The organism is Saccharopolyspora rosea, from assembly GCF_025643595.1.
Classification (GTDB): Bacteria; Actinomycetota; Actinomycetes; order Mycobacteriales; family Pseudonocardiaceae; genus Saccharopolyspora; species Saccharopolyspora rosea.
Map to the genome: position 1 here is coordinate 3,855,881 of NZ_CP102826.1, position 22,250 is coordinate 3,878,130.

21 protein-coding genes are annotated in these 22,250 nt (G+C 71.9%); 7 read left to right on the plus strand and 14 right to left on the minus strand.

The features are described 5' to 3' along the window. Window positions 1-50 precede the first annotated feature (50 nt). Complete coding sequence (locus NV263_RS17920; RefSeq protein WP_263247463.1) at window positions 51-809, plus strand: thioesterase II family protein; 759 nt, start codon at window positions 51-53, stop codon at window positions 807-809. Here NV263_RS17920 and NV263_RS17925 read toward each other — a convergent pair. Both NV263_RS17925 and NV263_RS17930 read right to left on the minus strand, forming a co-directional pair. Continuing rightward, entirely contained in the window at window positions 806-1,330 is a 525-nt protein-coding gene (locus NV263_RS17925; protein ID WP_263247464.1) for a barstar family protein, read from the minus strand. The genes NV263_RS17920 and NV263_RS17925 overlap by 4 nt on opposite strands. 274 nt (window positions 1,331-1,604) lie before the next feature. After that, entirely contained in the window at window positions 1,605-2,225 is a 621-nt protein-coding gene (locus NV263_RS17930; RefSeq protein ID WP_263247465.1) for a DUF1453 domain-containing protein, read from the minus strand. Window positions 2,226-2,288: 63 nt separating this feature from the next. Between NV263_RS17930 and NV263_RS17935 the strand changes: the two genes are divergently transcribed. After that, window positions 2,289-2,894: a TetR/AcrR family transcriptional regulator gene (locus tag NV263_RS17935; RefSeq protein ID WP_263247466.1), complete on the plus strand. Its 606-nt coding sequence runs from the start codon at window positions 2,289-2,291 to the stop codon at window positions 2,892-2,894. 149 nt (window positions 2,895-3,043) lie between these two features. On the opposite strand, the gene NV263_RS17940 is transcribed toward NV263_RS17935, so the two are convergent. Continuing rightward, complete coding sequence (locus NV263_RS17940) at window positions 3,044-3,316, minus strand: SH3 domain-containing protein (protein WP_263247467.1); 273 nt, start codon at window positions 3,314-3,316, stop codon at window positions 3,044-3,046. Between the two features lie 118 nt (window positions 3,317-3,434). On the opposite strand from NV263_RS17940, the gene NV263_RS17945 reads away from it, so the two are divergent. Continuing rightward, window positions 3,435-4,295: a YihY/virulence factor BrkB family protein gene (locus tag NV263_RS17945; RefSeq protein ID WP_263247468.1), complete on the plus strand. Its 861-nt coding sequence runs from the start codon at window positions 3,435-3,437 to the stop codon at window positions 4,293-4,295. A 17-nt stretch (window positions 4,296-4,312) separates the two neighbouring features. Here the strand turns inward: NV263_RS17945 and NV263_RS17950 are convergent, their stop codons facing one another. From NV263_RS17950 to NV263_RS17990, 9 genes are all read right to left on the minus strand, one after another. Next, window positions 4,313-5,674 carry a glucose-6-phosphate dehydrogenase gene (locus NV263_RS17950; RefSeq protein WP_263247470.1) on the minus strand — a complete coding sequence of 454 codons (1,362 nt, stop codon included), beginning with the start codon at window positions 5,672-5,674 and terminating at the stop codon, window positions 4,313-4,315. After that, on the minus strand, window positions 5,671-7,497 hold the full coding sequence (locus tag NV263_RS17955; protein WP_263247471.1) for a glycoside hydrolase family 15 protein: 1,827 nt from the start codon (window positions 7,495-7,497) through the stop codon (window positions 5,671-5,673). The genes NV263_RS17950 and NV263_RS17955 overlap by 4 nt, the downstream gene beginning before the upstream one ends. 346 nt (window positions 7,498-7,843) lie before the next feature. Next, window positions 7,844-8,893, minus strand: coding sequence for a zinc-binding dehydrogenase (locus NV263_RS17960; RefSeq protein WP_263247472.1), 1,050 nt, complete (start codon window positions 8,891-8,893; stop codon window positions 7,844-7,846). A 179-nt stretch (window positions 8,894-9,072) separates the two neighbouring features. Then, the gene (locus NV263_RS17965) at window positions 9,073-10,482 is read right to left on the minus strand and encodes a glucose-6-phosphate dehydrogenase (protein WP_263247473.1); all 1,410 of its coding nucleotides are present in this window, start codon (window positions 10,480-10,482) and stop codon (window positions 9,073-9,075) included. A 75-nt stretch (window positions 10,483-10,557) separates the two neighbouring features. After that, window positions 10,558-11,340, minus strand: a complete 783-nt coding sequence (locus NV263_RS17970) for a S1 family peptidase (protein WP_263247474.1) — start codon at window positions 11,338-11,340, stop codon at window positions 10,558-10,560. A gap of 238 nt (window positions 11,341-11,578) precedes the next feature. Then, window positions 11,579-12,502 carry a PfkB family carbohydrate kinase gene (locus tag NV263_RS17975; RefSeq protein ID WP_263247475.1) on the minus strand — a complete coding sequence of 308 codons (924 nt, stop codon included), beginning with the start codon at window positions 12,500-12,502 and terminating at the stop codon, window positions 11,579-11,581. Further along, entirely contained in the window at window positions 12,499-13,965 is a 1,467-nt protein-coding gene (locus NV263_RS17980; RefSeq protein WP_263247477.1) for a purine-cytosine permease family protein, read from the minus strand. The genes NV263_RS17975 and NV263_RS17980 overlap by 4 nt, the downstream gene beginning before the upstream one ends. A gap of 226 nt (window positions 13,966-14,191) precedes the next feature. Then, entirely contained in the window at window positions 14,192-15,190 is a 999-nt protein-coding gene (locus NV263_RS17985; RefSeq protein ID WP_263247478.1) for an ADP-ribosylglycohydrolase family protein, read from the minus strand. Beyond that, a complete protein-coding gene (locus NV263_RS17990) occupies window positions 15,187-15,903 on the minus strand; it encodes a GntR family transcriptional regulator (protein WP_263247479.1) in 717 nt (238 codons plus the stop codon). Before NV263_RS17990 ends, NV263_RS17985 begins: the two co-directional genes overlap by 4 nt. Window positions 15,904-16,158: 255 nt before the next feature. Here NV263_RS17990 and NV263_RS17995 point away from each other — a divergent pair, with 255 nt between their 5' ends. The 3 genes from NV263_RS17995 (at window position 16,159) to NV263_RS18005 (ending at window position 19,531) form a co-directional block, all read left to right on the plus strand. Continuing rightward, complete coding sequence (locus tag NV263_RS17995; RefSeq protein ID WP_263247480.1) at window positions 16,159-17,985, plus strand: C69 family dipeptidase; 1,827 nt, start codon at window positions 16,159-16,161, stop codon at window positions 17,983-17,985. 238 nt (window positions 17,986-18,223) lie between these two features. Beyond that, window positions 18,224-18,715 carry a hypothetical protein gene (locus NV263_RS18000; protein ID WP_263247481.1) on the plus strand — a complete coding sequence of 164 codons (492 nt, stop codon included), beginning with the start codon at window positions 18,224-18,226 and terminating at the stop codon, window positions 18,713-18,715. Between the two features lie 90 nt (window positions 18,716-18,805). Beyond that, window positions 18,806-19,531 (plus strand): dienelactone hydrolase family protein, encoded by a 726-nt coding sequence (locus NV263_RS18005; RefSeq protein ID WP_263247482.1) that lies wholly within the window; start codon window positions 18,806-18,808, stop codon window positions 19,529-19,531. Window positions 19,532-19,565: 34 nt separating this feature from the next. On the opposite strand, the gene NV263_RS18010 is transcribed toward NV263_RS18005, so the two are convergent. Next, entirely contained in the window at window positions 19,566-20,597 is a 1,032-nt protein-coding gene (locus NV263_RS18010; protein WP_263247483.1) for a carbon-nitrogen hydrolase family protein, read from the minus strand. A 157-nt stretch (window positions 20,598-20,754) separates the two neighbouring features. On the opposite strand from NV263_RS18010, the gene NV263_RS18015 reads away from it, so the two are divergent. Beyond that, window positions 20,755-21,489, plus strand: coding sequence for a TrmB family transcriptional regulator (locus tag NV263_RS18015; protein ID WP_263247484.1), 735 nt, complete (start codon window positions 20,755-20,757; stop codon window positions 21,487-21,489). A 9-nt stretch (window positions 21,490-21,498) separates the two neighbouring features. On the opposite strand, the gene NV263_RS18020 is transcribed toward NV263_RS18015, so the two are convergent. After that, window positions 21,499-22,248 (minus strand): TetR/AcrR family transcriptional regulator, encoded by a 750-nt coding sequence (locus NV263_RS18020; protein WP_263247485.1) that lies wholly within the window; start codon window positions 22,246-22,248, stop codon window positions 21,499-21,501. Between the last annotated feature and the right edge of the window lie 2 nt (window positions 22,249-22,250).

The window sequence follows — 22,250 nt, forward strand, 5'->3', positions numbered from 1 at the left end:
AGCCGCATCGCGCATGCGGCGACCGACCGACCACCCGTTTCGAGGAGACCATGGCATCTCACGACAGCAGCCGGTGGATCCGGCGGTTCCACCCGCGTGCGGACGCGGAGCACCGGCTGGTCTGCTTCCCGCACGCCGGTGGCTCGGCGAGCTTCTTCCACCCGTTGTCCGCGGGAATGGCCCCGTCGATCGAGGTTCTGGCGGTGCAGTACCCGGGACGGCAGGACCGGCGGCACGAGGAGGTGCTCGACGACATCACCGAGCTGGCGGACCATCTCGCCGAGGTGCTGCTCGACTGGACCGCTCGCCCGTTGACCTTCTTCGGCCACAGCATGGGCGCGACAGTGGCTTTCGAGGTCGCGCGACGGCTCGAACGGCGCGGCGTGGTGCCGGTGGGACTCTTCGCCTCGGCCAGGCGCGCACCCTCCTGCCTGCGCGACGAGGCGGTGCATCGCACGAGCGACGAGGAACTGATCCGGGAGATCGCCGCGCTCGACGGCACGCCACCCGCTCTGCTGTCCGACGAGGAACTGCTCCGCCTGATCCTCCCCGCGGTCCGCGGCGACTACAAGGCCGCCGAAACGTACCGCTACCAGCCCGGTCCGGACGTGAACTGCCCGATCACCGCCGTCATCGGCGACACCGACCCCAAGGTGACCCCAGCGGAAGCACGAGCCTGGGCCCGGCACACCACCGGCGAGTTCGCACTGCGGGTGCTCCCCGGCGGCCACTTCTACCTGCGCGAACACCTGTCGACCGTGATCGACGCGATCTCCGACCACGTCCGCGCCACCACGACCCGCTCCTAGGAATGGCGGCTGGGCAGTCCTCGCGGCAGGCTCTCACCGATGAAGGCGACAAAGAATTCCGCCTGCTTCTCGGCTTGCTTTTCGCGAGCAGCCCTCGCCAAGATGTCGAACAGCATCGATGCCCTGTCGACCGACTCATCCACCATGAATTGATCGGCGCGATCGATCATGAGCACCAACGAATCAACTGGACGCCCGGCGATCCCGAACATCGACCCCAGCCCCCCGACGGACAGATCGAGAAGATCGACCATGCACTCGTTGAACGCATCGAGGTTTCTTCCGTAGTAGCCGGGAAATTCGAGGGCGTTCGCCAGTGTCTCACACGCCTCCGGCAGGGTTCTGCATCGCACCCCCTGCGCTCGCACGACGTGCACCCCCAGGTCGGTTTCATGTTCCAGCCGGTAAAGCTCCGCACCACCCTCATCCGCCGCGGACAATTGGCAATACCAATCACCCTCACTTGTCCCGACCTCTGGATTCGCTATTTTTGATCTCACGATTCTGGACAGTCGCGCCACGTTGAAAACAACCTCCTCGCGCCCGGAAAACGCGCATGGCAGTGTATCCAGCCGGAACCGGGACGGGCGCTGAAACCACCCCCTGGCCGGAGCCGGACCGCGAGCAGACCGAGGCCGCGTCGTCCCCGCCGAGCGGCGCCCCGGGGGAACACGGCATGACCACGGCGTGGTGGGCCGCCGCGTTCGCGCGGCCCACCACGCCCCCACCCCCAGATACACAGTGGACGGTGGTTTCCCCCTGGACCACAGGACTTCCCGGCCCCGAGCGACGGAGTCACCGCGGGCGGCGGGAGCATCCGGTCAGCCACGCCAGTCCGTCCCGCACCCCCGGCGAGCGTTCCAGTCGGCCGTTCGGCGGGGGTGTGACCGGACGGGCCGTTCGCGCGGCGTGCACGAACCGGTCGACCCAGCTGGCGCTGCCGCGCCGCGTGCCGGGCGAGAACGGCAACCCGGTCGACAGCGCCCGCACCCCCAGCACCGCGGTCTCGCCCAGCATCCCGATCCCGATCGAGAGCACCATCGGACGCGCCTGGGCATGCATCCCGCCTGCCTGGGCCACCGCTGCGAACCCCGCGCTCACCACGAACGACGCCGCCCACACGGCCAGCGTCACCGCCGTGTAGCGCTGCACGAGCGCCCCGCCCCGGCTCAGCAGGCGCACCGTCGCACCGCGGAGTCCGCCCGCCACCAGGCCGAGCAGCAACGACCCGGCCAGCCAGACCGCGTCGACCACGCCCAACACCGGCGCCGCCCGCACGAGCTGGTACAGCCCGATCCCCACCAGCACGACCGGCCCGCCGAACAGGTCATCGGCCACCAGGCCCACTCCGCGCAGCCGCCGCACCACCGCGACCACGACCACCCCCACGGCCAGCACCACCGTCGCCGTGCTCACCGCGCACCCCTTTGAAGCATGAACATGCTAAATAAATTAGCAGCCCGGTGCTATCTTGTGAAGGTGCCGAAAATCGTCGACCCCGAACAGCGACGCACCGCGATCGCCGACGCCGCCCTGACCGTCATCGCCCGCGACGGGATCGAACACGCCACCCTGGCCCGCGTCGCCGCCGAGGCAGGACTCGTCGTCGGCTCCGTCCGCCACTACATCCCGACGCAGGCGCAGGTCATCGAAAGCGCCATGGACCGGCTCGTGGAGCGCGTCACCCAGCGCCTGCACGCACTCGGCGAGACCCGCCCGCAGGACGCCCGCGCCACCGATGCCCTCGCCCAGCTCCTCCCCCTCGACGCCCCGCGCCGCGAGGAAGCCGCCGTCGGCATTGCTCTGGCCGCGGCCAGCCGCACCCGCCCCGAACTCGCCCCGGCCGCCGACCGGCTGCACACCAGCACCCGCACCCTCATCCGGGCCGTGCTGCGCCACGGCCGGGAAACCGGCCGCCTGCTCGCCGACGGAGCGGACCTCGACCTGGAGACCGAGCGCCTGGCCGCGCTGCTCGACGGGCTCGCGCACGCCGCCGTCACCGCTCCGGACCGCGCCGATTCCGCCCTGCTCACCAGCGTGCTCGACCACCACCTCGCACACCTGGCCCGCACCGCGACCTCGTGAGGGCTCGGCCGCGATGCCGCGTCAGGCGTCGGCTCCGGCGGCCGCCTCCGGCCACAGTGGACAATTCGGATCGTTCGAAAGGTGCCGCGGCAGCGGCAATCCCACTCCGAAGCGCTTCCGTTCCGCCTGGCCACGCCGCCGGGCGGCCGTCAGCACGATGTCGGGTTGGTCCAGGTCACGTCGCGGAAGGTGTGGGCGGTGGCGCCGTACGCGACGAATCCGGTCACCCCGGTGTCGACGTCGGTGAGCTTGTACCACGTCGTGATCCCGTTGACCGGGTCTCCGTCGGTCACGCAGATCAGGTCGGCGCGCTGGCCGGTGTAGCCCTGCCCGACGACGGGGCTGTTCAGCCGCGCCTCCTGGTGCAGGTTGATCCCGTCGTCGCCGAACACCGCGGTTCCGTTGGCTTCCGGTCGCGTCATGTCTCCCCCAGCGCGCGATCGCCGCGTGAACTGCCGGGACGAGGCTAGCGCCGACCGGGCGTGCCGGGTGGGGAATGGCGACAATGTGCCACGGCGTCGCGGCTGGAGAGCGGGGACGATGCGGATGCAACGGGTGGACAGCTTCCAGCAGCGCCACCGCGCGCTGGGTGTGGCGGTGGCCGTGTTCGCCAAGTTCGTCGAGGACAAGTCCACGAACTTGGCGAGCATGATCGCGTTCTGGGCGTTCTTCTCGCTCTTCCCGCTGCTGCTGGTGCTGGTCACCCTGCTCGGGTTCCTGCTGCCGGTCGGCCTGAAGGACCAGGTGCTCGGCACCGTGGCGACGATGTTCCCGATGCTGGATCCGGCGACCGTGCGGGGGCTCGACGGCTCCTGGTGGGCGCTGGTCGTGGGGCTGCTCACGGCGCTGTGGAGCGGTCTGCGGGTGGTGCGCACCGCCCAGGTCGCGCTCAACTCCGTCTGGGGGTTGCCGTACGACCGGCATCCCACGATCGTCCAGCAGACCGCGCGGGGCCTGGTCCTGCTGGCCACCGTCGGCGTGGGCCTGGTGGTGAGCACCCTGATCAACGGCTACGTCTCGGCCGGTGTCGCGTGGACCGACCTGGGCTGGCCCGGCCGCGTGATCGGCTACCTGATCGCGATCGTCCTGGACCTGGTCCTGTTCGCGGCGGTGTTCCGGCTGCTCACCCACCGGCAGGTCACCACCCGCGACGTCCTGCCCGGGGCGGTGCTGTGCGGGGTGCTCTTCTTCGTGCTGCAGACCGCCTCGTCGCTGATCATCAGCCGCTACCTGCACACCGCTCGCAGCACCTACGGCCCGTTCGCCACGGTGATCACCATGCTGTGGTGGTTCTACCTGCAAAGCGTCATCACGCTGCTGGGCGCCCAGCTCAACGTGGTGCTCAAGGAGAACCTGCACCCCCGGGCACTGCGCGGCGCCCCGCGCACCGACGGCCGGTGACCGCGAAAACCCCGGCCTCACTCCCGCGACGGCCCGTCCGAGCCCGCCGGGTAGTCCTGGAGCGGCACGAGATCCCGCGACCAGGCCGACAGCACGGGTTCGACGACCCGCCAGGACTCCTCGGCCTCGTCGCCGCGGATGGACAGGGCCGGATTCCCGGTGAGCACGTCGAGCAGCAGTCGGCCGTAGGGCGGCAGACCGGGTGTGGCCATCCGCGCGGTCAGCGCGAGCGGAGCGAAAGTGCGGGCGCGGGAGCCGGTTCCGGTCAGGTCGAGCGTCAGACTTTCCGGTTCCAGCCCGAACCGCAGCACGTTGGGCAGCACTTCCCCGCTGTGGCCGAAGGGCACGTACGGCACGGGCCGGAACCGCACGGTGACCTCCTTGCGGTCCCGCCCCAGCGCTTTGCCGCTGCGCAGCCGGAATCTGGTTCCCGACCAGCGCCAGCTGTCGAGTTCGAGCTCGACCTCGGCGAAGGTCTCGGTGCGGCGGTCCGGGTCCACGCCCTGCTCGTCGACGTAGGCGGGAACCTCGTGGTCGTCGATGCGGCCTGCCCGGTAGCGGGCGCGTCGCGTGCGGTGCACGACGTCCTCGTCGGTGAGGGGCCGCACCGAGCGCAGCACGTCGACCTTCCGGTCGCGCAGATCGCGCTCACCGAGGCTGATGGGGGGTTCCATCGCCACCAGGCAGAGCAGTTGCAGCAGGTGGTTCTGCACCATGTCCTTGAGCGCCCCGGCGTTGTCGTAGTACCCCGCCCGGCCTTCCAGCGCGAGGTGCTCGTCCCAGACGATCTCCACCTCGGCGATGTGGGCGCTGTTCCAGATCGGTTCGAGCATGCGGTTGGCGAGGCGGGCGCCGAGCACGTTCTCGACGGTCGTCATGGCCAGGAAGTGGTCGACCCGGAACACCGCGTCCTCGGCGACCACCTCGGCGAGCAGCCGGTTCAGCTCCACCGCGCTGCCCAGGTCCTCGCCGAACGGCTTTTCCAACACGATGCGGCTTCCCGCGGGCAGACCCGCTTGGTCCAGTGTGGACACCGCGCGGGAGAACAGCGCCGGGGGCAGCACGAGGTACACGGCCAGCGGCCCCTCACCGGCGATGGCCGACGCGACGGCGGCGGGGTCGGTGACATCGGCCCGCCGGAACCGGGCCGAGGCGGCGATCGCCTTCCTCGCGTCGGCTGGCCAGGCGTCGCCGTGGCGTTCGAGTTGTGCGGTCGCCCACGACCGGAACCGCTCGCTGTCCCAGTCGCTGCGGTCGGAGCAGACCAGCTGGAACCGGTCGTCGAGGTGCCCCGCCGCCCGCATCGCGGCCAGCCCGGGCAGCAGGTACCGCGCGCTGAGGTCACCCGTGGCACCGAAGATGGCAAGCCGGTCGATCATCGCAGCCTCGCCTTCGCTCGCGAGATGTTCACCCCGCTGGCGATGACGCCGAGGTGGCTGAACGCCTGCGGGAAGTTGCCCATGAACTCGCCGGTCGACGGATCGATCTGCTCCGAGAGCAGGCCGAGTGCGCTCGACCGGGCGCACAGCGAGGCGTACAGCCGTTCGGCCTCCTCGACCCGGCCCTGGCCCGCCAGGTTGTCCACCAGCCAGAAACTGCACAGCAGGAACGCTCCCTCGTCACCGGGCAGACCGTCCGCCGACTCGTCGTGCAGGTACCGGTAGAGCAGGCCGTCCCCGGCCGAGAGCCGCTCGGCGATGCGCGCCGCGGTGGCGACCGTGCGCGGGTGGTCGACCGGAACGACCTGCCGCAGCGGAAGCGCGAGCAGACTCGCGTCCAGACCGCCGCCACCGTCGAGGTGTTCACGGAAGGTCTGCGCGTCCTCGTCCCAGGACTGCTCCAGGACGAGCCGGCGCAGCTCGTCGGCCGAGGCCCGCCAGGACGCGATCGGGCCGGGCAGGCCGAGCCGTTCCCCGATCGCCGCGGCCCGGTCCAGCGCCACCTGGCACATCCCGGCCGAGTAGGTGAACACCCGGCCTTCGCTGCGCACCTCCCAGATGCCCTGGTCCGGCTGCCGCCACGCCGTCGCCGCGGCGTCGGCGAGCCCGCTCAGACCGGCCCACAACGCGGGCTCCAGCGTTCCACCGGCACGCAGCCACTGGTCGGCGCAATCCAGCACCTCGCCGTAGACGTCGTGTTGACGCTGGTCGGCCGCGCCGTTGCCCCACCGCACCGGGGCGGAGCGCCGATAGCCCTCCAACTCGGCGTCCTCGACCTCGTCGGGCACCGGCCTGCCGCCGAGCGCGTACATGATCCGCGGCACCCGGCTCTGTTCGAAGGCGTCGAGGACCCAGCCGAGGAAGGCGTCGGCTTCGTCGCCGAAACCGATCCGCCGCATCGCGAACACGGTGAACGCCGCGTCCCGGATCCAGGCGTAGCGGTAGTCCCAGTTGCGGACCCCGCCGATCGGCGCGGGCAACGACGACGTCGGTGCCGCGACCAGGGCGCCGTTGACCCAGTCGTCGCACAGCTTCAGGGTGATCGCCGCCCGCCGGACCAACGCCTCCTCGGGACCGTGGTAGTCGAACCGCGCCATCCACCGGCGCCACGCCTCGGCCGTGTCCCGCAGCATCTGCTCGGCGTCGAACCGGTGGTGGCGGTGGAAGCGCCCCCAGGACAGCACCAGGTCCAGGCGGTCCCCGCGGTGCAGCTCGTGCGTGCTGTCCAGGCCGTCCAGCGGGCGGTTCGAACGCAGGTGCAGGCGCAGCTCCGGCCGCCCGGGAACGTGCAGTTCCAGCCCGCTGAACAGGGAACGGACCTGTGCGCCGCCGCGGGGCCGCAGCTCCACCCGCAGCCGGACGTCGCCGTCCAGGACGACGGCCGACCGCACCAGCTCCTCCCGTTGCGCGGGGGCGTCGTCGGCGAGATCCGCACCGGAGCGCACCGCCAGCGCGTCGGTGACGCGGACCCGGCCGGCGGCGCTGGTCAGTTCGGTCATCAGGACCGCGGTGTCGGGCTCGTAGCGCTGCCGGGCCTGCACCAGCTCCTCCGGCCGGACGGTGAAGTGCCCACCGCGCGCGTGGTCCAGCAGGCCGCAGAACAGCGGGTCGGAGTCGAAGTGCGGCAGGCACAGCCACGGGATGGAGCCGTCGAGGCCCACCAGCGCTGCCGTCGCACCGTCCCCGATGAGACCGAGATCCTCCAGCGGCGGGTAGCCCTCACGCCGGCGCACCGGCCGGAGTGGTGGATCGAGATCCAGCATGCATCGCCTCCGTTCCCGCGACGGCACGGCCCACGTGCCTGGCGTGTCTTACAAGTGGCGTCAGCCGCTTTCTCTTTCGGTGAGCGGTCTCGCAACCCGCACCGCCGCGGGTTCTCAGCGGTCGTCTCGCGAGGACAGCCCCGACGCCGTGTATCGGACATACATCAGGAGGGGCTCCCGGAGCCGATGTGACCGTGGCGCGCAGCGCCTCCGTGGGGGGTGGTGGTCGGGCGACGGGCGGGCCGCTGAGGTTCCGCCACCGGCACCGCCACTCAAAACGAGTTCGAAGACAGGCTCTGAGGTTCCGCTACCGGCACCGCCACGCACAGCACGTCCGAAACACTCCTTAGAAGGTGATCAGGACCTTGACGACGTCCTCCAGCTTCTTGTCGGCCACCTCGAAGGCGCGTTCCATGTCGTCGAAGCGGAAGTTGTGCGTCGTCATGCGGGTGGGGTCGATGCGCTGGGTCCGGAGCAGCCGCAGCAGGCGCTGCATGCGCAACCTGCCGCCGGGGCACAACCCGGTCGCGATCGTCTTGTCCGCCATCCCCACTCCCCATTCGACGCGGGGAATGCGCACGAACTCGCCTTCGCCGAAGTAGCCGATGTTGGAGATCGTCCCGCCCGGCTTGGTGATCTTCACGGCCGTCTGGAACGTCGCGTCCGCGCCGAGCGCCTCCACGGCGGTGTCCGCGCCCTCGCCACCGGTCAGCTCCAGGACTCGCTCGACGACGTCCTCGCTGGTGAAGTCCACGATCTCGTCGGCACCGTAGCCGCGCGCGAGTTCCTGCCTGCTGGGAACGGATTCCACTCCGATGACGAGTCCGGCGCCGCGCAGCCGGGCACCCGCCGTGGCCATCAGGCCCACCGGTCCCTGGGCGAGCACGACGACCGTGCCGCCGATCGGGATGTTGCCCTTCTCGGCGCCCATGAAGCCGGTCGAGAGCATGTCGGCGCAGTAGACCGCGGCCTCGTCGGCTATCGCGTCCGGGATCTTCGCCAGGTTGGCGTCGGCGTCGTTCACGTGGAAGTACTCGGCGAAGACGCCGTCCTTGCTGTTGGCGAACTTGAAGCCGCCGAGCGGCGCGCCGGACTGCGACGGGTACCCGTTCTGCGCGGCCGAGCTCCCCCAGTCGGGAGTGATGGCACCGGCCAGAACGCGGTCACCCGGGCGCACGTGCCGCACCTCGCCACCCACCTCGTGCACCACTCCGACGCCTTCGTGGCCGAGCGTGAGGTTCTCCCGCGGTCCGATACCGCCCCTGACCGTGTGGGAATCCGAGGTGCAGATCAGCGCACTGGTGGTGCGCACGACGGCATCACCCGGACCTGGTTGCGGTATCGGCTTGTCCAGGAAACCGACCTGGCCGATCTCCTTCATCACGAAAGCTCGCATCGTCGCCCGCCCCCTGCCGAGCCGTTCGCCCCGAGCCGGATCAGGCGGCGGGACTCCTCGCCCGCCGCCTCGTCCCGCGTACCCCGCGGGAGGGCCGGGTAAGCCTCCCGGCGGCCGGAGGAGGGCGGCGATGACCGGTGAACGGCACCGCCACGCACAGCGAGTTGGAAGACAGGCTCTCAGCCGCCCAGCAGCCACCCGGTGGGCCGGGCGAGGTCCTCGGCTTCCCGCGGTCCCCACGAGTTGGTGGGGTAGCTCAGCGGCGCGGGCTTGTCGCTGAGCAGCTGCTCGGCGACCTTCCAGACGTGTTCGAGGCCGTCGGGCCGGGTGAACAGGGACCGGTCGCCCAGCAGCACGTCGTGGATCAGCCGGGCGTACGGCGGCAACGGCGCGGCCGCGGGCGCGGTGGCCAGTCGCAGCTCGGAGTGCGCGGTGCTGAGCGTCAACTCGGGTCCCGGGGTCTTGACCACCAGCGCCAACCGCAGCCCTCCGCTGCCCGCGAGGTCGAAGGTCACCACGTTGCCCACCGGCGGCAGTGCGTGGACGGGTGCTTCGGGTGGGCGGATGACCAGGCTGACCTGTTGGCGCGACTGCGCGAGCCGTTTGCCGGTGCGCAGCAGGAACGGCACCCCCGCCCAGCGGTCGGTGTCGACCCGCAGCCGGGCGGCGACGAAGGTCTCGGTGCACGAGTCGTCGGCGACACCGTCGATGTCGCGGTAGCCCTCGAACTGCCCGAGCACCACGTCCTGGCGCCGCAGCGGGCGGAAGGAGCCGATCACCTCCTCGCGGGCGGCGGCGAGCTGCTCGGCGCCGAAACCGGCGGGCGGCTCCATGGCCACCTCCGCGGCCACCTGGAACAGGTGCGTCACCAGCATGTCGAGCACCGCGCCGGTGGCGTCGTAGAAGGACCCGCGGGTGGCCACCCCCAGGGTCTCGGGGACGTCGATCTGCACTTCGGCCACGTGGGCGCGGTTCCACAGGCCGCTGAACATGCCGTTGGCGAACCGGACGACGTGCAGGTCCTGGGTCGCCTCCTTGCCCAGGAAGTGGTCGATGCGGAACACCTGGGTCTCGTCCAGCACCGCGTGCACGCACCGGTCGAGGGCGCGGAACGACTCGACGGAGGTGCCGAACGGCTTTTCGTAGACCACCCGGGACCGCTCGGCCAGCCCGTACCTGCCCAGCGCCGTGGTCAGCGAGGCGAACGCCAGCGGCGGCACCGCCAGGTAGTGCACCCGCTGCGGCGCGCCGCCGAGCTCCCGCTCGGCCTCCCCGAGGACTTCGGGGAGCCGTCCCGGGTCGTCCGGGGCGAAACCGCCGCCGGCGAACCGCAACCGCGACCGGAAGTCCTGCCACGGGCCCTCTCCGGGCCGCGGGCCGAACTCCTCCAGCGCCTGCTGCACCTGGAGCCGGAACTGCTCGTCGCCGACCTCGCCGCGCCCGTTCCCGATCAGCCGCCAGTCCGCCGGGAGCAGATCTTGCTGCGCGAGCCGGAACAAGGCGGGCAGCACCATGCGGCGCGCCAGATCCCCGGTGGCGCCGTAGAGCACGAAGACCGTGGGTGTGGGGCAACGCGGCAGCGCGGACATGTGCCCCAGGATGACCGGGGCCGCGGGCACGCGGCCGGGGCCTTTCGTCCCGTTCCCCGGCGGTGCCCGCACCGCCTACTCGTGGATCGTGGCGTCGATCCAGTTCCGGTAGGACGGGACCTTGTCCCACTGGCCGTACCCGGTGCCGCACTTGTCGTCGTCGTCACCGGGCCCGCTGGTGACGCCGACCAGTTCCCAGTCACCCGGCCTGCCCTGCAGCTGCGGGCCGCCCGAGTCGCCGTTGCAGGCGTTGGTCCCGGGGTTGATCCCCTTCGCGCAGAGGTTGTGGTCCCGGTCCATCCCGGCCGTGCACTTGTCGCTGGGGACGACGCGGGCGTTGAGCTCCTGCAGCTTGCGCGGGATGTCCTGGCTGTCCTCCCGGGTCCGGCCCCAGCCGATGACCCGGGTCACGGACTCCGGAGGCGCGGCGTCCGCCGCGAGCTTGACGGGCTTCTCCGGCACCGCGTGGTCCAACCGCAGCAGGGCGAGATCGGCCGTGGACTGCTTGTGCCCGGGGTTGACCACGATCTGCGTGACGTTGGCCGTGCTGCCGCCGGTGACCCGGTCATCGCTGCCGACCCGCGCGGTCACGCCCTGGGACGAGTGCGTGATGGAGGTTCCGTTCGGCTGTTCTTCCGTGACGCAGTGGGCTGCCGTGAGCACCCAGTCGGGGGCGACGAGGGAGCCTCCGCAGAAGAACCTGCCGTCGTGGTCGAGGCTCGTCATGAACGGGTACTTGTCGGTCGCGTTCCCGCCGCCGATGACGGCAGGGGCCAGACCGGCAGCGGAAGCGGCGGGGGCGGCCAGCAGTGATGCCGCGACCGCGGCGACGGAAAGGCACAGTCGCACAGGGCGCATAACGGGGTTCCTTCGGGGGTTTTTCACTCGGGGGCCGCCGAGCCTAGGAGCCCCGACGCGAAGGCGTCCAGGCCGCCCGGGCTGGGGTGTGCGCGAGGACACGGCGCGGGGAAAACCGCCTGTCACGGGACTGCACCTTCGACACAGCACTCACGATCCATCTCCCCGGCGCGCGGTTGCGGGTGGTGGACGTCGCGCCGCCGGTTCTCCCGGTGCGACCGGTCCGGCGGTGCCGCGGCTACTCCCGCGCGGCCAGGAACCGGTCGATCTCGTCGGCGGTGGGCGCGGTGGCCGGGCCGGGGCGGAGCACCGACAGCGCGGCCGCCGCGTTCGCCCGGACGGCCGCGGTGGTCAGGTCCGCTCCGGCGAGCAGTGCGGCGGCGAGCACGCCGCAGTGGGTGTCACCGGCCCCGTTGGTGTCCGCCGGGGTGACCGGAAAGCCCGCTACCGCGCGGATTTCCCCGGTGCGGGCCAGCACGCAGCCGTGCGCCCCGTCGCGGACGACGGCCGCCGCACCGGGTTTCAGGCGCGCGGCGAGCGCGGCCGCCGCCGCGGCGGTGTCCCGCTGCCCGCTCAACGTGCGGGCCTCGACCGCGTTGCACGACAGAACGTCCACAGTGGCCAGCACCGCGGCCATCGCGCCGGTGTCGACGTCCCCGGCCAGCGGCCCCGGGTCGAACAGGATCCCCGCCGCGGCCGCGCTCGGCAGCCAGCTCCGCAGCGCCGCCCCGTTCGACTCGTGCAGCAGGCTGTACCCGCTGACGTAGACGATGTCCGCACGTCCGACCCCGATGCCGGCGAGCTGGTCCGGCAGCAGCCGGCCCTCCGCGCCCGGGGCGGTGACGAACGTGCGCTCGCCGCTGTCGTCGACCAGCACCACGCACACACCGGTGTCGCCGTCCCCCGCGGGCGGCTGCACGACCTCGATGCCCTCCTCGCGGAGCGCGGCGCGCACCTGGTCGCCGAACCGGCCGGTGCCGTGCGCCCCGGCGTAGACCACGCGCGAGCCCGACCGGGCGGCGGCCGACATCACGTTGAAGCCGCCGCCGGCGTGCAGTTCGTTCGTCGAGGCCAGCACGTCCCCGCCCGGCGCGGGCAGCGCGGGAACCCGCAGGACCAGGTCCACGACGACCTGACCGGTGTGCACCAGCCGCCCGCTCACCGGTCCGCCTCCGCCCGGCGCGCGCCGCCCAGCAGCGCGTGCAGGCCCGCGGCGACGGCGAAGGTGATCACCCAGCCGAGGCCGTTCTGCCCGGGCCAGGTCTTCGCGAACACCCCGGCGAACCACACGTCCTCGCCGGATCCGGCGGTGGTGAACTGGTAGCCCACCACGATCGCGACGGCCCACGCGGCCAGCGCCCGCGGCTGCACCCCACCGCGGTACCAGTACCGGCTGGCGCGGCCCAGGTCCATCAGCCCGGCGGCGTCGTAGTCGCGCCGCCGCAGCATGTCGGTGGCGAACACGCCGATCCACGCGGTGATCGGCACGGCGAGCAGGCTGATGAACGCGACGAACGGGTCGTAGAAGTTGTCCGCGACGAGCATGAAGTAGATCGCGCCCGCGGTGGTCACCACGACGTCGACGACCACGGCGTAGACCCGCTTGATCCGGATGCCCAGCGTCAGCGTGGTCAGCCCCGCCGAGTACACCGACAGGTGGTTGGCCAGCAGCAGCCCGCCGAACGCGGCGATCAGGTACGGCACCGCCATCCAGGGCGGCAGCATCGCGCGGATCGCGGCGACCGGGTCCCCGGCCTCGGCCAGCGCGGGGTCGCCCGCCGACAGCAGGCTGCCCAGCGAGATCAGCAGCACCAGCGGGATGCCCGCGCCGACCGCCGCGGAGGCCACCAGGGAGCCCGCCCGCGCGGTGGGGCGCTGGTAGCGCGACATGTCCGCCGACGCGTTCGCCCAACCGATCCCCGTGCCCGCGGCGACCGTGCCGATGCCGGCGATCATCGCGCCCACCGACGCGGGCGGTGCCGAACCGACGGCGTGCCAGTCCACATCGGACACCAGGCACCCGGCGACGACGATGTTGAGCGCCCCGAACACCCACGTCGCCCAGCGCTGCACCGACACGAGCACGCGGTGCCCGAGCCCGGACACGATCACCGTGCAGATCACGAACACGGCGATGCACGCGATCGTCAACGCCGGCGCGGACTTCGCGGTCGGGTCCGTGCCGAACAGGATCGAGCACAGCGACAGCAGGGCGAACGCCGCCGTCGTCGTGTTCACGGTTTCCCAGCCCAGCCGGGAGATCAGCGACACCAGCGTCGGACCCGCGTTGCCCCGGACCCCGAACACCGCCCGCGACAGCGTCAGCCCCGGGGCTCCCCCGCGGCGGCCCGCGATCGACACCGCGCCGACGATCGCGAACGAGCCCACCGACCCGACCAGCGCGACGATCGCGGCCTGCCAGAACGCCAGCTTCTGGAGCGCGACCAGCGTCGCGCCCAGCGGCAGCCCGAGGATCGAGATGTTCGCGGCGAACCACACCCAGAACAGCTGCATGGGGTGGCCGTGCCGCTCCTGCTCGGGCACCGGCTCGATGCCCCGGGTCTCCAGTGCGCCCTCGGCGGGCGCCGTGGCACCCCGGGCGCCTGCGGCGGTGTCGCTGGTCATGCGCATCTCCTCAGTGTCTTCGAACTCGTTGTGCGAGGCGGTGCCGGTAGCGGAACCTCAGCGGCCCGCCCGTCACCCGACCACCGCCCCCCACGGAGGCGCTGACGCGCCGCTGTGCCCATCGGAGAACCCGCGGCGGTGCACGTGGCGAGACCACTCACCGAAAGAGAAAGCGGCTGGCGCCGCTTGCCACGTTCCTTCCGGAAGCAGGTTCAAAGACAGGCACTTACCGTGCGGAGGAGCGGAGGTGGAGCAGCCCGTCGACGACGGGTTCGAGGTCCAAGCCGTTGACCCGCCGCACGGCGGCGACGAGATCGGCGGGCAGCCCGGACAGCCCGTGCTGCGCCCCGAGCACGGCCCCGCACATCGCGGCCACCGTGTCGGTGTCTCCCCCCAGTTCCGCGGCCAGCGTCAACGCCCGCACCGGCCGGTCCCCCAGCGCCTCGGCGAGCGCGAACGCCGCCACCACGGACTCCTGCGCCGCGACCGAGGTGCCGATCACCTCGGCCACCGCGTCGGCGAGGGCGGGCACGTCCATCCCGCGCACCCATCCCCGCGCCCACCGGATCCGCGCGGCGATGTCGCCACCGGCGCTCCAGTGCCCGCGCGGTGCCCCGGCGGCCGCGGCGCGTTCGGCGTGGTCGAGGGCGGTGGGCAGGTCCGCCCCGTCGATCCCCGCGGACACCGCCGCCGCGACCGCCGCCGCGCCCGCGATGCCGAGGCTGGTGTTGTGGGTGAGCCCGCTGGCGGCGACGACGGCGTCGAGGAGCGCGCCGAGCTCGGGCGGCGTGGCGATCGCGACCGGGGTGATCCGCATGGCCGCGCCGTTCGTGGTGCCGGTCCGCCCGGCCTCCTCCGGCGGCACCCCGGCCTCCAGGAGTTCGAGCGCGCGCTTGGTGGAGGGGCCGAGCAGGTCGGCCAGGCCGCGCCGGACGATGCCGGCCTCCCAGTCCAGCAGCGCCTCGGCGAACACCTTCGGTTCGATCCGGCCGCCACCGTCGATGAGCAGCCGGGCGACGAGCACGGCCTGCTCGGTGTCGTCGGTGACCGACCCGGCGGGCAGTCCGGGCGAGATCGGCTGCGCGGCCACCGCGTCCAGCAGGGTGGCCACGGATCCGTAGTGCACGGCGATGTCGGCCCGCGACATCGACTGCGTGGGCATCCCCAGCGCGTCACCGAGGGCCAAACCGGAGAACGCGCCGAGCGCGCGGTCGCGCGCGCTCATCGCTCGCCGAAGGTCAGGTGGAACCGGAAGCGGGCCGGGTCCAGCAGGCTGACGACGTGCTCGACGAGCCCGCCCCGGGTGTCGGTGCTGGTGCGCGTCGCGTGCAGGCACAGCTCCCCTTCGCGCCGTTCGAGCAGCGCCGCGGTCTCGGCGGTGAGCGCCTCGGTGCCGATCCACTGCTCGCCCCCGGCCGGGTGCAGGTCCGCGGCGGCCAGGGTGGCGGTCAACGAGTCGCGGACGAGTCCGCGCTCCGGCAGGTCGGCGAGCTCGCCGGTCGCGGGCACCAGGGCGACCTCGTAGGACACCGGGACGCCCGCGCGGTCCCGGCGCAGCCGGCGCACCGCGACGAACTCGGCGACGCCGAAGCGGTCGGTGAGTTCGGGATCGGTGGTGCGCTCGATGCCGAGCAGTTCGGTGCGGATGTCGAATCCGGATCTGGCCATCGCGGTGGCCCAGCCGACGGACTGGTCGAGTCGCACCCCGTCGAGCGTGACGAACGAGCCGACGCCGCTGCGGGTCGCGACCAGCTCGCGCCGCTGGAGCTCGGCCAGGGCGCTGCGCACGGTGCCGCGGCTGACCTGGTAGCGCACGGCCAGCTCGTGTTCGCCCGGCAGCTGGTCGCCGTGGGCGAGCCGACCGGTCCGGATCTGCCGCGCGAGGTCGTCCACGAGGCGGTCCCGCTTCCCGAATGGCACCTGAGCAGACCTGTTCATACCTGTACACTAGGCGGCGGGACCCGCCACGACAAGGGCCGTCCCGCGGCGCGCCGGGCGAACCCGGTCGCGCGCCGCCGCGTCTGTGCACTGTGGACGAACCGGTGCACCGCGGCGGCATCCGCGCGCGAACGCAGCGCGAGTCCGATCCGAAACGAACACCCTCGACTCGACCGCGAACGCGTTATACAGTCGCGCGAACCTGGCACTGGTGCGAAATCGCCCCACGACCGGGCGCGGCGGGACGGAGGACGGATGCGAGCACCGCGATGGCTCCTGATCGCGTCGGTGGCGTCGATGCTGCTCGGCCCCGCACCCGCGGCCGGGGCGGCGCCCGGACCCGGGGCGCACACCCCGACTCCGGCGCGGAAATCCGGTTCCGACAAGAGCTTCGCGGTCTACATCGGAAAGAACCTCACCGCGGACGGGCACACCTTCCTGGGCGGCTTCGGGCACGAACCGTCCAGTCACTGGCTGGACATCGTGCCGCACCGCACGCATCCGCCCGGGGCGACCACGCAGGTCGGCGCCACCGGGGAGGCCGACATGCCGGGAGAACTGTCCAGGATCCCGCAGGCGCCGGAGACCGCGCGGTACATCACCTCGAACTACTCGGAATTCTCCGGATTCCCCGCGCCGCTGACCAACGGCGGGCTCAACGAGTACGGCGTCGCGGCCCGCGACGTCTGGTCGGACTCCCGGCCGGAACTGGTGGAGCAGACCCCGAATCCGCAGCACGGGCCGAATTACAGCGATCTGTCCCGGATCGCCGTGGAACGCGCGCACAGCGCGCGGGAAGCGGTGCAGATCGTGGGCTCGCTGATCGACGAGTACGGCTACACCGACTACGGCGGGAACTCCCACCTGTTCGCCGATGCCAACGAGGGATGGGTGCTGGTCGAATTCGCCGGGGGCAGGGGTTTGTGGGCGGCCGAACGCCTCGGACCCGACGACGTCCGCGTGTCGTACCCGGGCTACATCGACCACTTCCCCACCGACTGGGCGCACGATCCGAACTACCTGGCCTCGCCGAACCTGGTCTCCTACGCGCAGCAGCGCGGCTGGTGGGAGCCGGGAACGCCGTTCGACCCGCAACGGGTGTACGGCACGCCGTTCCCCGGAAAACCGGTCCGCCCCGGGCAGCCTGCGGACCCCGGCGACCCGTCGCCGTACCGCCACCCGCCGTCGCTGGAAGCGGAATTCCGCATGCTGCGGCCGGTGCGCCTGCAGGACGTGATGCGCATCGTGCGCGACCCGCGGTGGTCCGACGACCGCTCCGGCTACGGGCAGGTGGCCGAACTGGACGACTCGCTGCCGAACGCCGAGCTCGCGAAGCTGTGGGTGGCCAACACCGCGGCGGTCACCGCGCCGTACATCCCGATCTACATCGGCACCCAGTGGATTCCGCCGGAGTACCGGCAGCACCGGTACCTCACCCACAACTCGGCCGCGGAGTACCTGGATCCGCAGTTCGCCGAGCAAGAAGCCACCGAGTCGGCGACGCAGACGTTCAAGCGGCTGATGTACGCCACCTGCTCCCGACCGCGGCAGTACCTCGGCACCGTCACGCGCGCGTTCGAGGGGTTCGAGGCGCAGATCCTGGACGGCCAGCGCGACGTGGAACAGCGCGCGGCCGGGCAGTTCCGGAACGGGGACGCGGCAGGCGCGCGCAGCACGCTGACCCGGGCGAGCACCGGCTGGGCCGTGGACGGCCTGCGCCTCGGCGACCACCTGCTGGACGACGAACTGCGGAAGAGCGAGCAGCACGGCGGGATTCGGGAACCGCAGGTCGCCGTGCCCCCGGGTGAGACGACCAATCCGGACAGCACCGACATGTCCCTGCGCAGCGAGGACACCGCGCGGGACCGGATCAACTGCGACCTCGGCGGCGGCTGGGCCGACGGCGGGACGCTGGCCAAGAAGGGCGAGTACGGCGATCCCGCGGACGTCCCGGACTTCGAGGCCGCCGACGACAGCGCCCCGGCGGGTGGCGGCTGGTGGGCGTACGCGCTGGCCGGGCTCGGCGGCCTCGTGGTCGGCGTGGCCGCGATGGCGCTGCTGCGCCGCCGCAACGCCCGGTGAGATCCGGCCGCCCACCGAACCGTCATCTCGGATTTCCGCCGGAATGCGGGATTCTCGCGCGGACATCTTCTCCTGCGATGACAGGACGTCGACCGGGCTGAAGCCAACCGCTGCGCCACCGCGGTCAACTTGTCGGGTGAAACAGCGACCGCGTCGTCCGACAACCCTTCACGAACGCTCCCGGACCGCTCTACTGTGCCGCAGCGTGTCAACACCAGATGTCGTCCCGGGGAGCCTCGTGAGAAGCACCCGATTCGTCGAGCGCACCGGCACGCACGCCGACCGTGCGCGCACCCCGCTGCACGACGAGTACGCAGCGCTGTACCTGATCCTGCGGACCTGGTACGAGGACGCGGACGCGGCCAGCCGTCGAGCGCGCGACGGCAGACCCTCGAACGCGCTCAACACGGAGTGCGCCCGGCACAAGGGACGCGCCCGGGACCTGCTCGTCCAGCTCGAACTGACGGGGGCCGACCCGGTGGTCCGGCACGCCTTCGCGACCTACGCCAAGCTCCGGTCCTGGTCGCTGGAGACGCACAACGGTCGTTACGGCGCCGACGTGGCCGACGATCTCGCCGGTGTCGCTGAGCAGCTCGATGCGATGCGCCGCGCGATCCGGACCCAGCAGGGACTGCCGTCCGAATGGGCCCTCACGTTCGACCAGCCGTTGCAGCGCGACAACCGGCACCGCGGATGGTCCTGGCCGCAGATCCTCCCCGGCATCGAGTGAACCGGAGGAGCGGCGGTGGCCCACCCGCGTGCCCGCAGCACCGCCGGTCGCGGGCGGTGCCGCGGAGCGCGCACGCGGTAGGTTCGGCACATGGCCGCAGTGCAGATCAGCACAGGCGGGTCGACGATCCCCGCCTACCTCGCGACTCCCCTGCCGACCGTGTCCGGCCCCGGCCCCTGGCCGGGTGTCGTCGTGGTCCACGACGTCTTCGGGCTGAGCGATGACATCCGGTCGATCGCCGACCGCTTCGCCACCGCCGGTTACCTCGCGGTCGTCCCCGACCTCTACTCGCGCGGTGGCGCCGTTCGCTGCGTGCGCTCGGTGATGCGCGACCTCCGGCAGGCCCGCGGCCGGGCGTTCGACGACGTCGATGCCGCGCGGGAATTCCTGCAGGACCGCGCCGACTGCACCGGCAAGGTCGGAGTCGCCGGGTTCTGCCTGGGCGGTGGCTTCGCCATCGTCGGTGCGACGCGCGGATTCGACGCCTCCGCGCCGTACTACGGCCAGCTCCCCACGGATCCGTCCATTTTGGACGAAGCTTGCCCGGTCGTGGCGTCGTTCGGCGCGAAGGACCCGGGGCTGCGCGGCGCGGCGAGCGAGCTGGCGGCCGAACTCGCGCGGCGCGACATCCCGCACGACGTCAAGGAATACCCGGATGCCGGGCACGGCTTCGCCAACCGCCTGCCGCTCGGCCCGTTCAACGCGCTCGCCCGGGTCGTCGGCTTCGGCTACCACCACGACTCGTCCGAGGATGCCTGGAAGCGCGTGCTGACCTTCTTCGCCGAGCACCTCCGCTCCGGCGATCACCCGGCATGACGGCGGCACGCGAAACGAGTTCGAAAACAGGATCTCAGCCCTCGCCGGCTCCGTCCTGTTCGGACAGCGTCAGCGGCGCCGGGGGCTCACCCCGGAGGTCGAGGGGTGCGTGTCGCCGGGTGTCCACGGTGAGCTGGAAGATGTCGGCCCGGTGGTAGGTGCCGACGATGTCGTGGGCCTGCTTGGGGACGATCTCCGCGCGCAGGTCGACCTCGGCGTGCAGGGTGCCTTCGCCGCCCACCAGCGGCCCGGCGATCGTGCGCCCGTTGGGATCGACGACCAGCGAGGCGGTCGGGTGGGCGGTCAGCAACTGCTCGATCCGGGCGTCCCCGCCGGCGACGGTGGCCACGGCGTTGTCGTCCAGCGCGGTCGCCGCGATCACGCTGAACAGCTTGCCCTCGAAGGAATGCGCGGCAGCGCGCAGCTTGATGGCCGCCTCCAGGTCGTAATCGTCCGCGGTGGGCCGGGAGTCGAACGGCCAGGACGGCGGGTAGGTGGCCACGTGCAGCCGCTCGCCCTGCGCCAGCAAGGTGAACCGCGCCAGGGTGTTCGTGTTCTCCCCGCAGATCAGCGCGCCCAGGTTCCAGCCGCCGAGCGGGGCGGGCCGCAGCTGGTGGGCGTCGCCGTGCGACCAGGTGAGCCGCTCGTACCAGGTGGCCACCAGCTTGCGCCGGTGGTTGACCAGGCGGCCGCCGGTGTCGAAGACGAGGTTGGCGTTCCAGATCTGGCCGAGGCTGGCCGGGTTGCGCTCGTTGACGCCCACCGAGAGCACCACGCCGTGCCGGGCGGCGATGCGGCCCAGCCGCTCGGTGGTCGGCCCCGGCACGAGCACCGACTCCTCGACGAGCCGCTGGTGCAGGTCGTGCTGGTCGACCGGCGCCAGCACGCCGTTCCAGATGGGGAACCCGGCCAGGAACGACTCGCCGAAGGCGACGAGCTGGGCCCCGTCCCGCGCGGCGTCGGCGACGAGCCCGTCGAGTTTGTCCAGGCTGCCCTGCAGGTCCAGGAACACCGGAGCGGCCTGCACGGCGGCCACCCGCACCACGGGCAGGTCGATGCTCGACATCGGATCTCCTCGGCGATCACGGCAGAAGTGTCGACTGATTTCGACAACAGGTCTTCCGCGGCGGCTGAAGCCCTGCCAAACTATTCCGCTGCGCGGGCCGGGTCAATGACCACACCTGTGCGAGACGTGTCGAGAGCGGTCGACAACGGGGAGCGGGATGTGGGCTGAACTGGTGGACGCGGGCCTGGACCAGAAGGAGGCGAAGCTCTACCTGGCGGTGCTCAGCCAGGGATCCCCGACGGTCGCCCAGGCCGCCGAGGCGGCCGGGGTGAGCCGCACGAACGCCTACGACATCGCCAAGCGGCTCGCGCACCGCGGCCTGCTGTCGACGGTCGACCGCGAGCCCGGCGGACGCGCGGTGCTGCGGGCCGCCGACCCGCAGCACCTGCTCGACGAGTGGCACCAACGCCGCGACCTGCTCGAACGGCTCGTACCGCAACTGCGCGCGATCCACGCCAAAGGCGGGACCGCCCCGCGCTCGCGGTACCTGGAGGGCGCCGGCGGCATCCGCACCGCGCTGTTCGAGACGCTGAACTGGCCGTCACCGCTGCGCGGCATCCTGTCCATGCAGGACCTGATGACCGTTCCCGGCGCCGACGCGATGGCGGAGTACATCCGCCGGCGAGCCGAGCGCGGGCTGTGGCTCAACGTCGTGCGCTCAGCGCAGAAGGACCGCGAAGGCGGCTGGCCCTCCAGCGACGCGGAGTTCCGCCGCACCCGGTACGCCCCCGACGACTACGTGTTCACCATGACGATGATCATCGGGTCCGACGCGGTCGCGATGCTCTCCTCCACCGAGGAGAACTTCGCCCTCGTCATCGAAAGCGCCGAATACGCCGAGATGCAGCGCAACCTCTTCGAGGTGCTGTGGGCGGCCAGCCGTCCGCGGTGAACCCCCGCGTCAGCGCTCGGGCAGGCCGAGGCCCATCCGGTGCGCCATGCCGTCGAGCAGCATGACCAGGCCCTGGCGGAACCGGTCGCGTTCCGAGGTGTCGCCGATGAGCCGGGGGAACCCGTCGTGGGGGACCCGACCGCCGAACAGCGCTTGCAGGTGCGGGAACTCGCCGGTGGCGTACTGGGTTTCGGCGAAGCGAGCGGCCGCTTCGGCCGCACCGCGGTCCTCGGGAGGCGTGGCGGTCGCGCGGAACTCGGCCACCCGGAAGACGTTGCCGTGCACGTAGTCGTCGACCGCGGTGACCAGCGCGAACTTGGCAGGCGCGGCCAGGCCGGTGTCGGCCAGGGCGGCGAGTGACTGTTCGAAGTGCCGCATGGCGTTGGGGCCGATCGGTGCGTTCTGCAGGGACCTCAGGGCCCACGGGTGGCGCATCAGCACGTCCCAGGTGCGCTCCGCGACCGCGGCGAGCGCGTCGTACCAGTGGGTCGGGAACTCCTCGGCGGGGATCAGCGCCTCGCTCATGATCGCATCGTCCATCAGCGCGATCAGCTCGTCCTTGGTGCGGACGTAGTAGTAGAGCGTCATGGTGCCGGCGCCCAGCTCGTGGGCGATGCGGCGCATGGACACCGCCGCGAACCCCTCGGCGTCGGCGATGGCCAGCGCGGTGGACGCGATTTGTTCGCGGGTGAACTTCGGCCGGCGAGTGCCGGGCTCCGGTCGGGTCCAGATCAGTGCCGAGTCGTCGACGGTTGCCATTC

Bases quoted from the DNA above. Each gene is read 5' to 3' on its own strand.
- NV263_RS17920 (WP_263247463.1), top strand. From the start codon at position 51: ATGGCATCTCACGACAGCAGCCGGTGGATCCGGCGGTTCCACCCGCGT.
- NV263_RS17940 (WP_263247467.1), bottom strand. From the start codon at position 3,316: ATGACGCGACCGGAAGCCAACGGAACCGCGGTGTTCGGCGACGACGGG.
- NV263_RS17945 (WP_263247468.1), top strand. From the start codon at position 3,435: ATGCGGATGCAACGGGTGGACAGCTTCCAGCAGCGCCACCGCGCGCTG.
- NV263_RS17950 (WP_263247470.1), bottom strand. From the start codon at position 5,674: ATGATCGACCGGCTTGCCATCTTCGGTGCCACGGGTGACCTCAGCGCG.
- NV263_RS17955 (WP_263247471.1), bottom strand. From the start codon at position 7,497: ATGCTGGATCTCGATCCACCACTCCGGCCGGTGCGCCGGCGTGAGGGC.
- NV263_RS17960 (WP_263247472.1), bottom strand. From the start codon at position 8,893: ATGCGAGCTTTCGTGATGAAGGAGATCGGCCAGGTCGGTTTCCTGGAC.
- NV263_RS17965 (WP_263247473.1), bottom strand. From the start codon at position 10,482: ATGTCCGCGCTGCCGCGTTGCCCCACACCCACGGTCTTCGTGCTCTAC.
- NV263_RS17970 (WP_263247474.1), bottom strand. From the start codon at position 11,340: ATGCGCCCTGTGCGACTGTGCCTTTCCGTCGCCGCGGTCGCGGCATCA.
- NV263_RS17980 (WP_263247477.1), bottom strand. From the start codon at position 13,965: ATGACCAGCGACACCGCCGCAGGCGCCCGGGGTGCCACGGCGCCCGCC.
- NV263_RS17985 (WP_263247478.1), bottom strand. From the start codon at position 15,190: ATGAGCGCGCGCGACCGCGCGCTCGGCGCGTTCTCCGGTTTGGCCCTC.
- NV263_RS17990 (WP_263247479.1), bottom strand. From the start codon at position 15,903: ATGAACAGGTCTGCTCAGGTGCCATTCGGGAAGCGGGACCGCCTCGTG.
- NV263_RS17995 (WP_263247480.1), top strand. From the start codon at position 16,159: ATGCGAGCACCGCGATGGCTCCTGATCGCGTCGGTGGCGTCGATGCTG.
- NV263_RS18005 (WP_263247482.1), top strand. From the start codon at position 18,806: ATGGCCGCAGTGCAGATCAGCACAGGCGGGTCGACGATCCCCGCCTAC.
- NV263_RS18010 (WP_263247483.1), bottom strand. From the start codon at position 20,597: ATGTCGAGCATCGACCTGCCCGTGGTGCGGGTGGCCGCCGTGCAGGCC.
- NV263_RS18015 (WP_263247484.1), top strand. From the start codon at position 20,755: ATGTGGGCTGAACTGGTGGACGCGGGCCTGGACCAGAAGGAGGCGAAG.
- NV263_RS18020 (WP_263247485.1), bottom strand. From the start codon at position 22,248: ATGGCAACCGTCGACGACTCGGCACTGATCTGGACCCGACCGGAGCCC.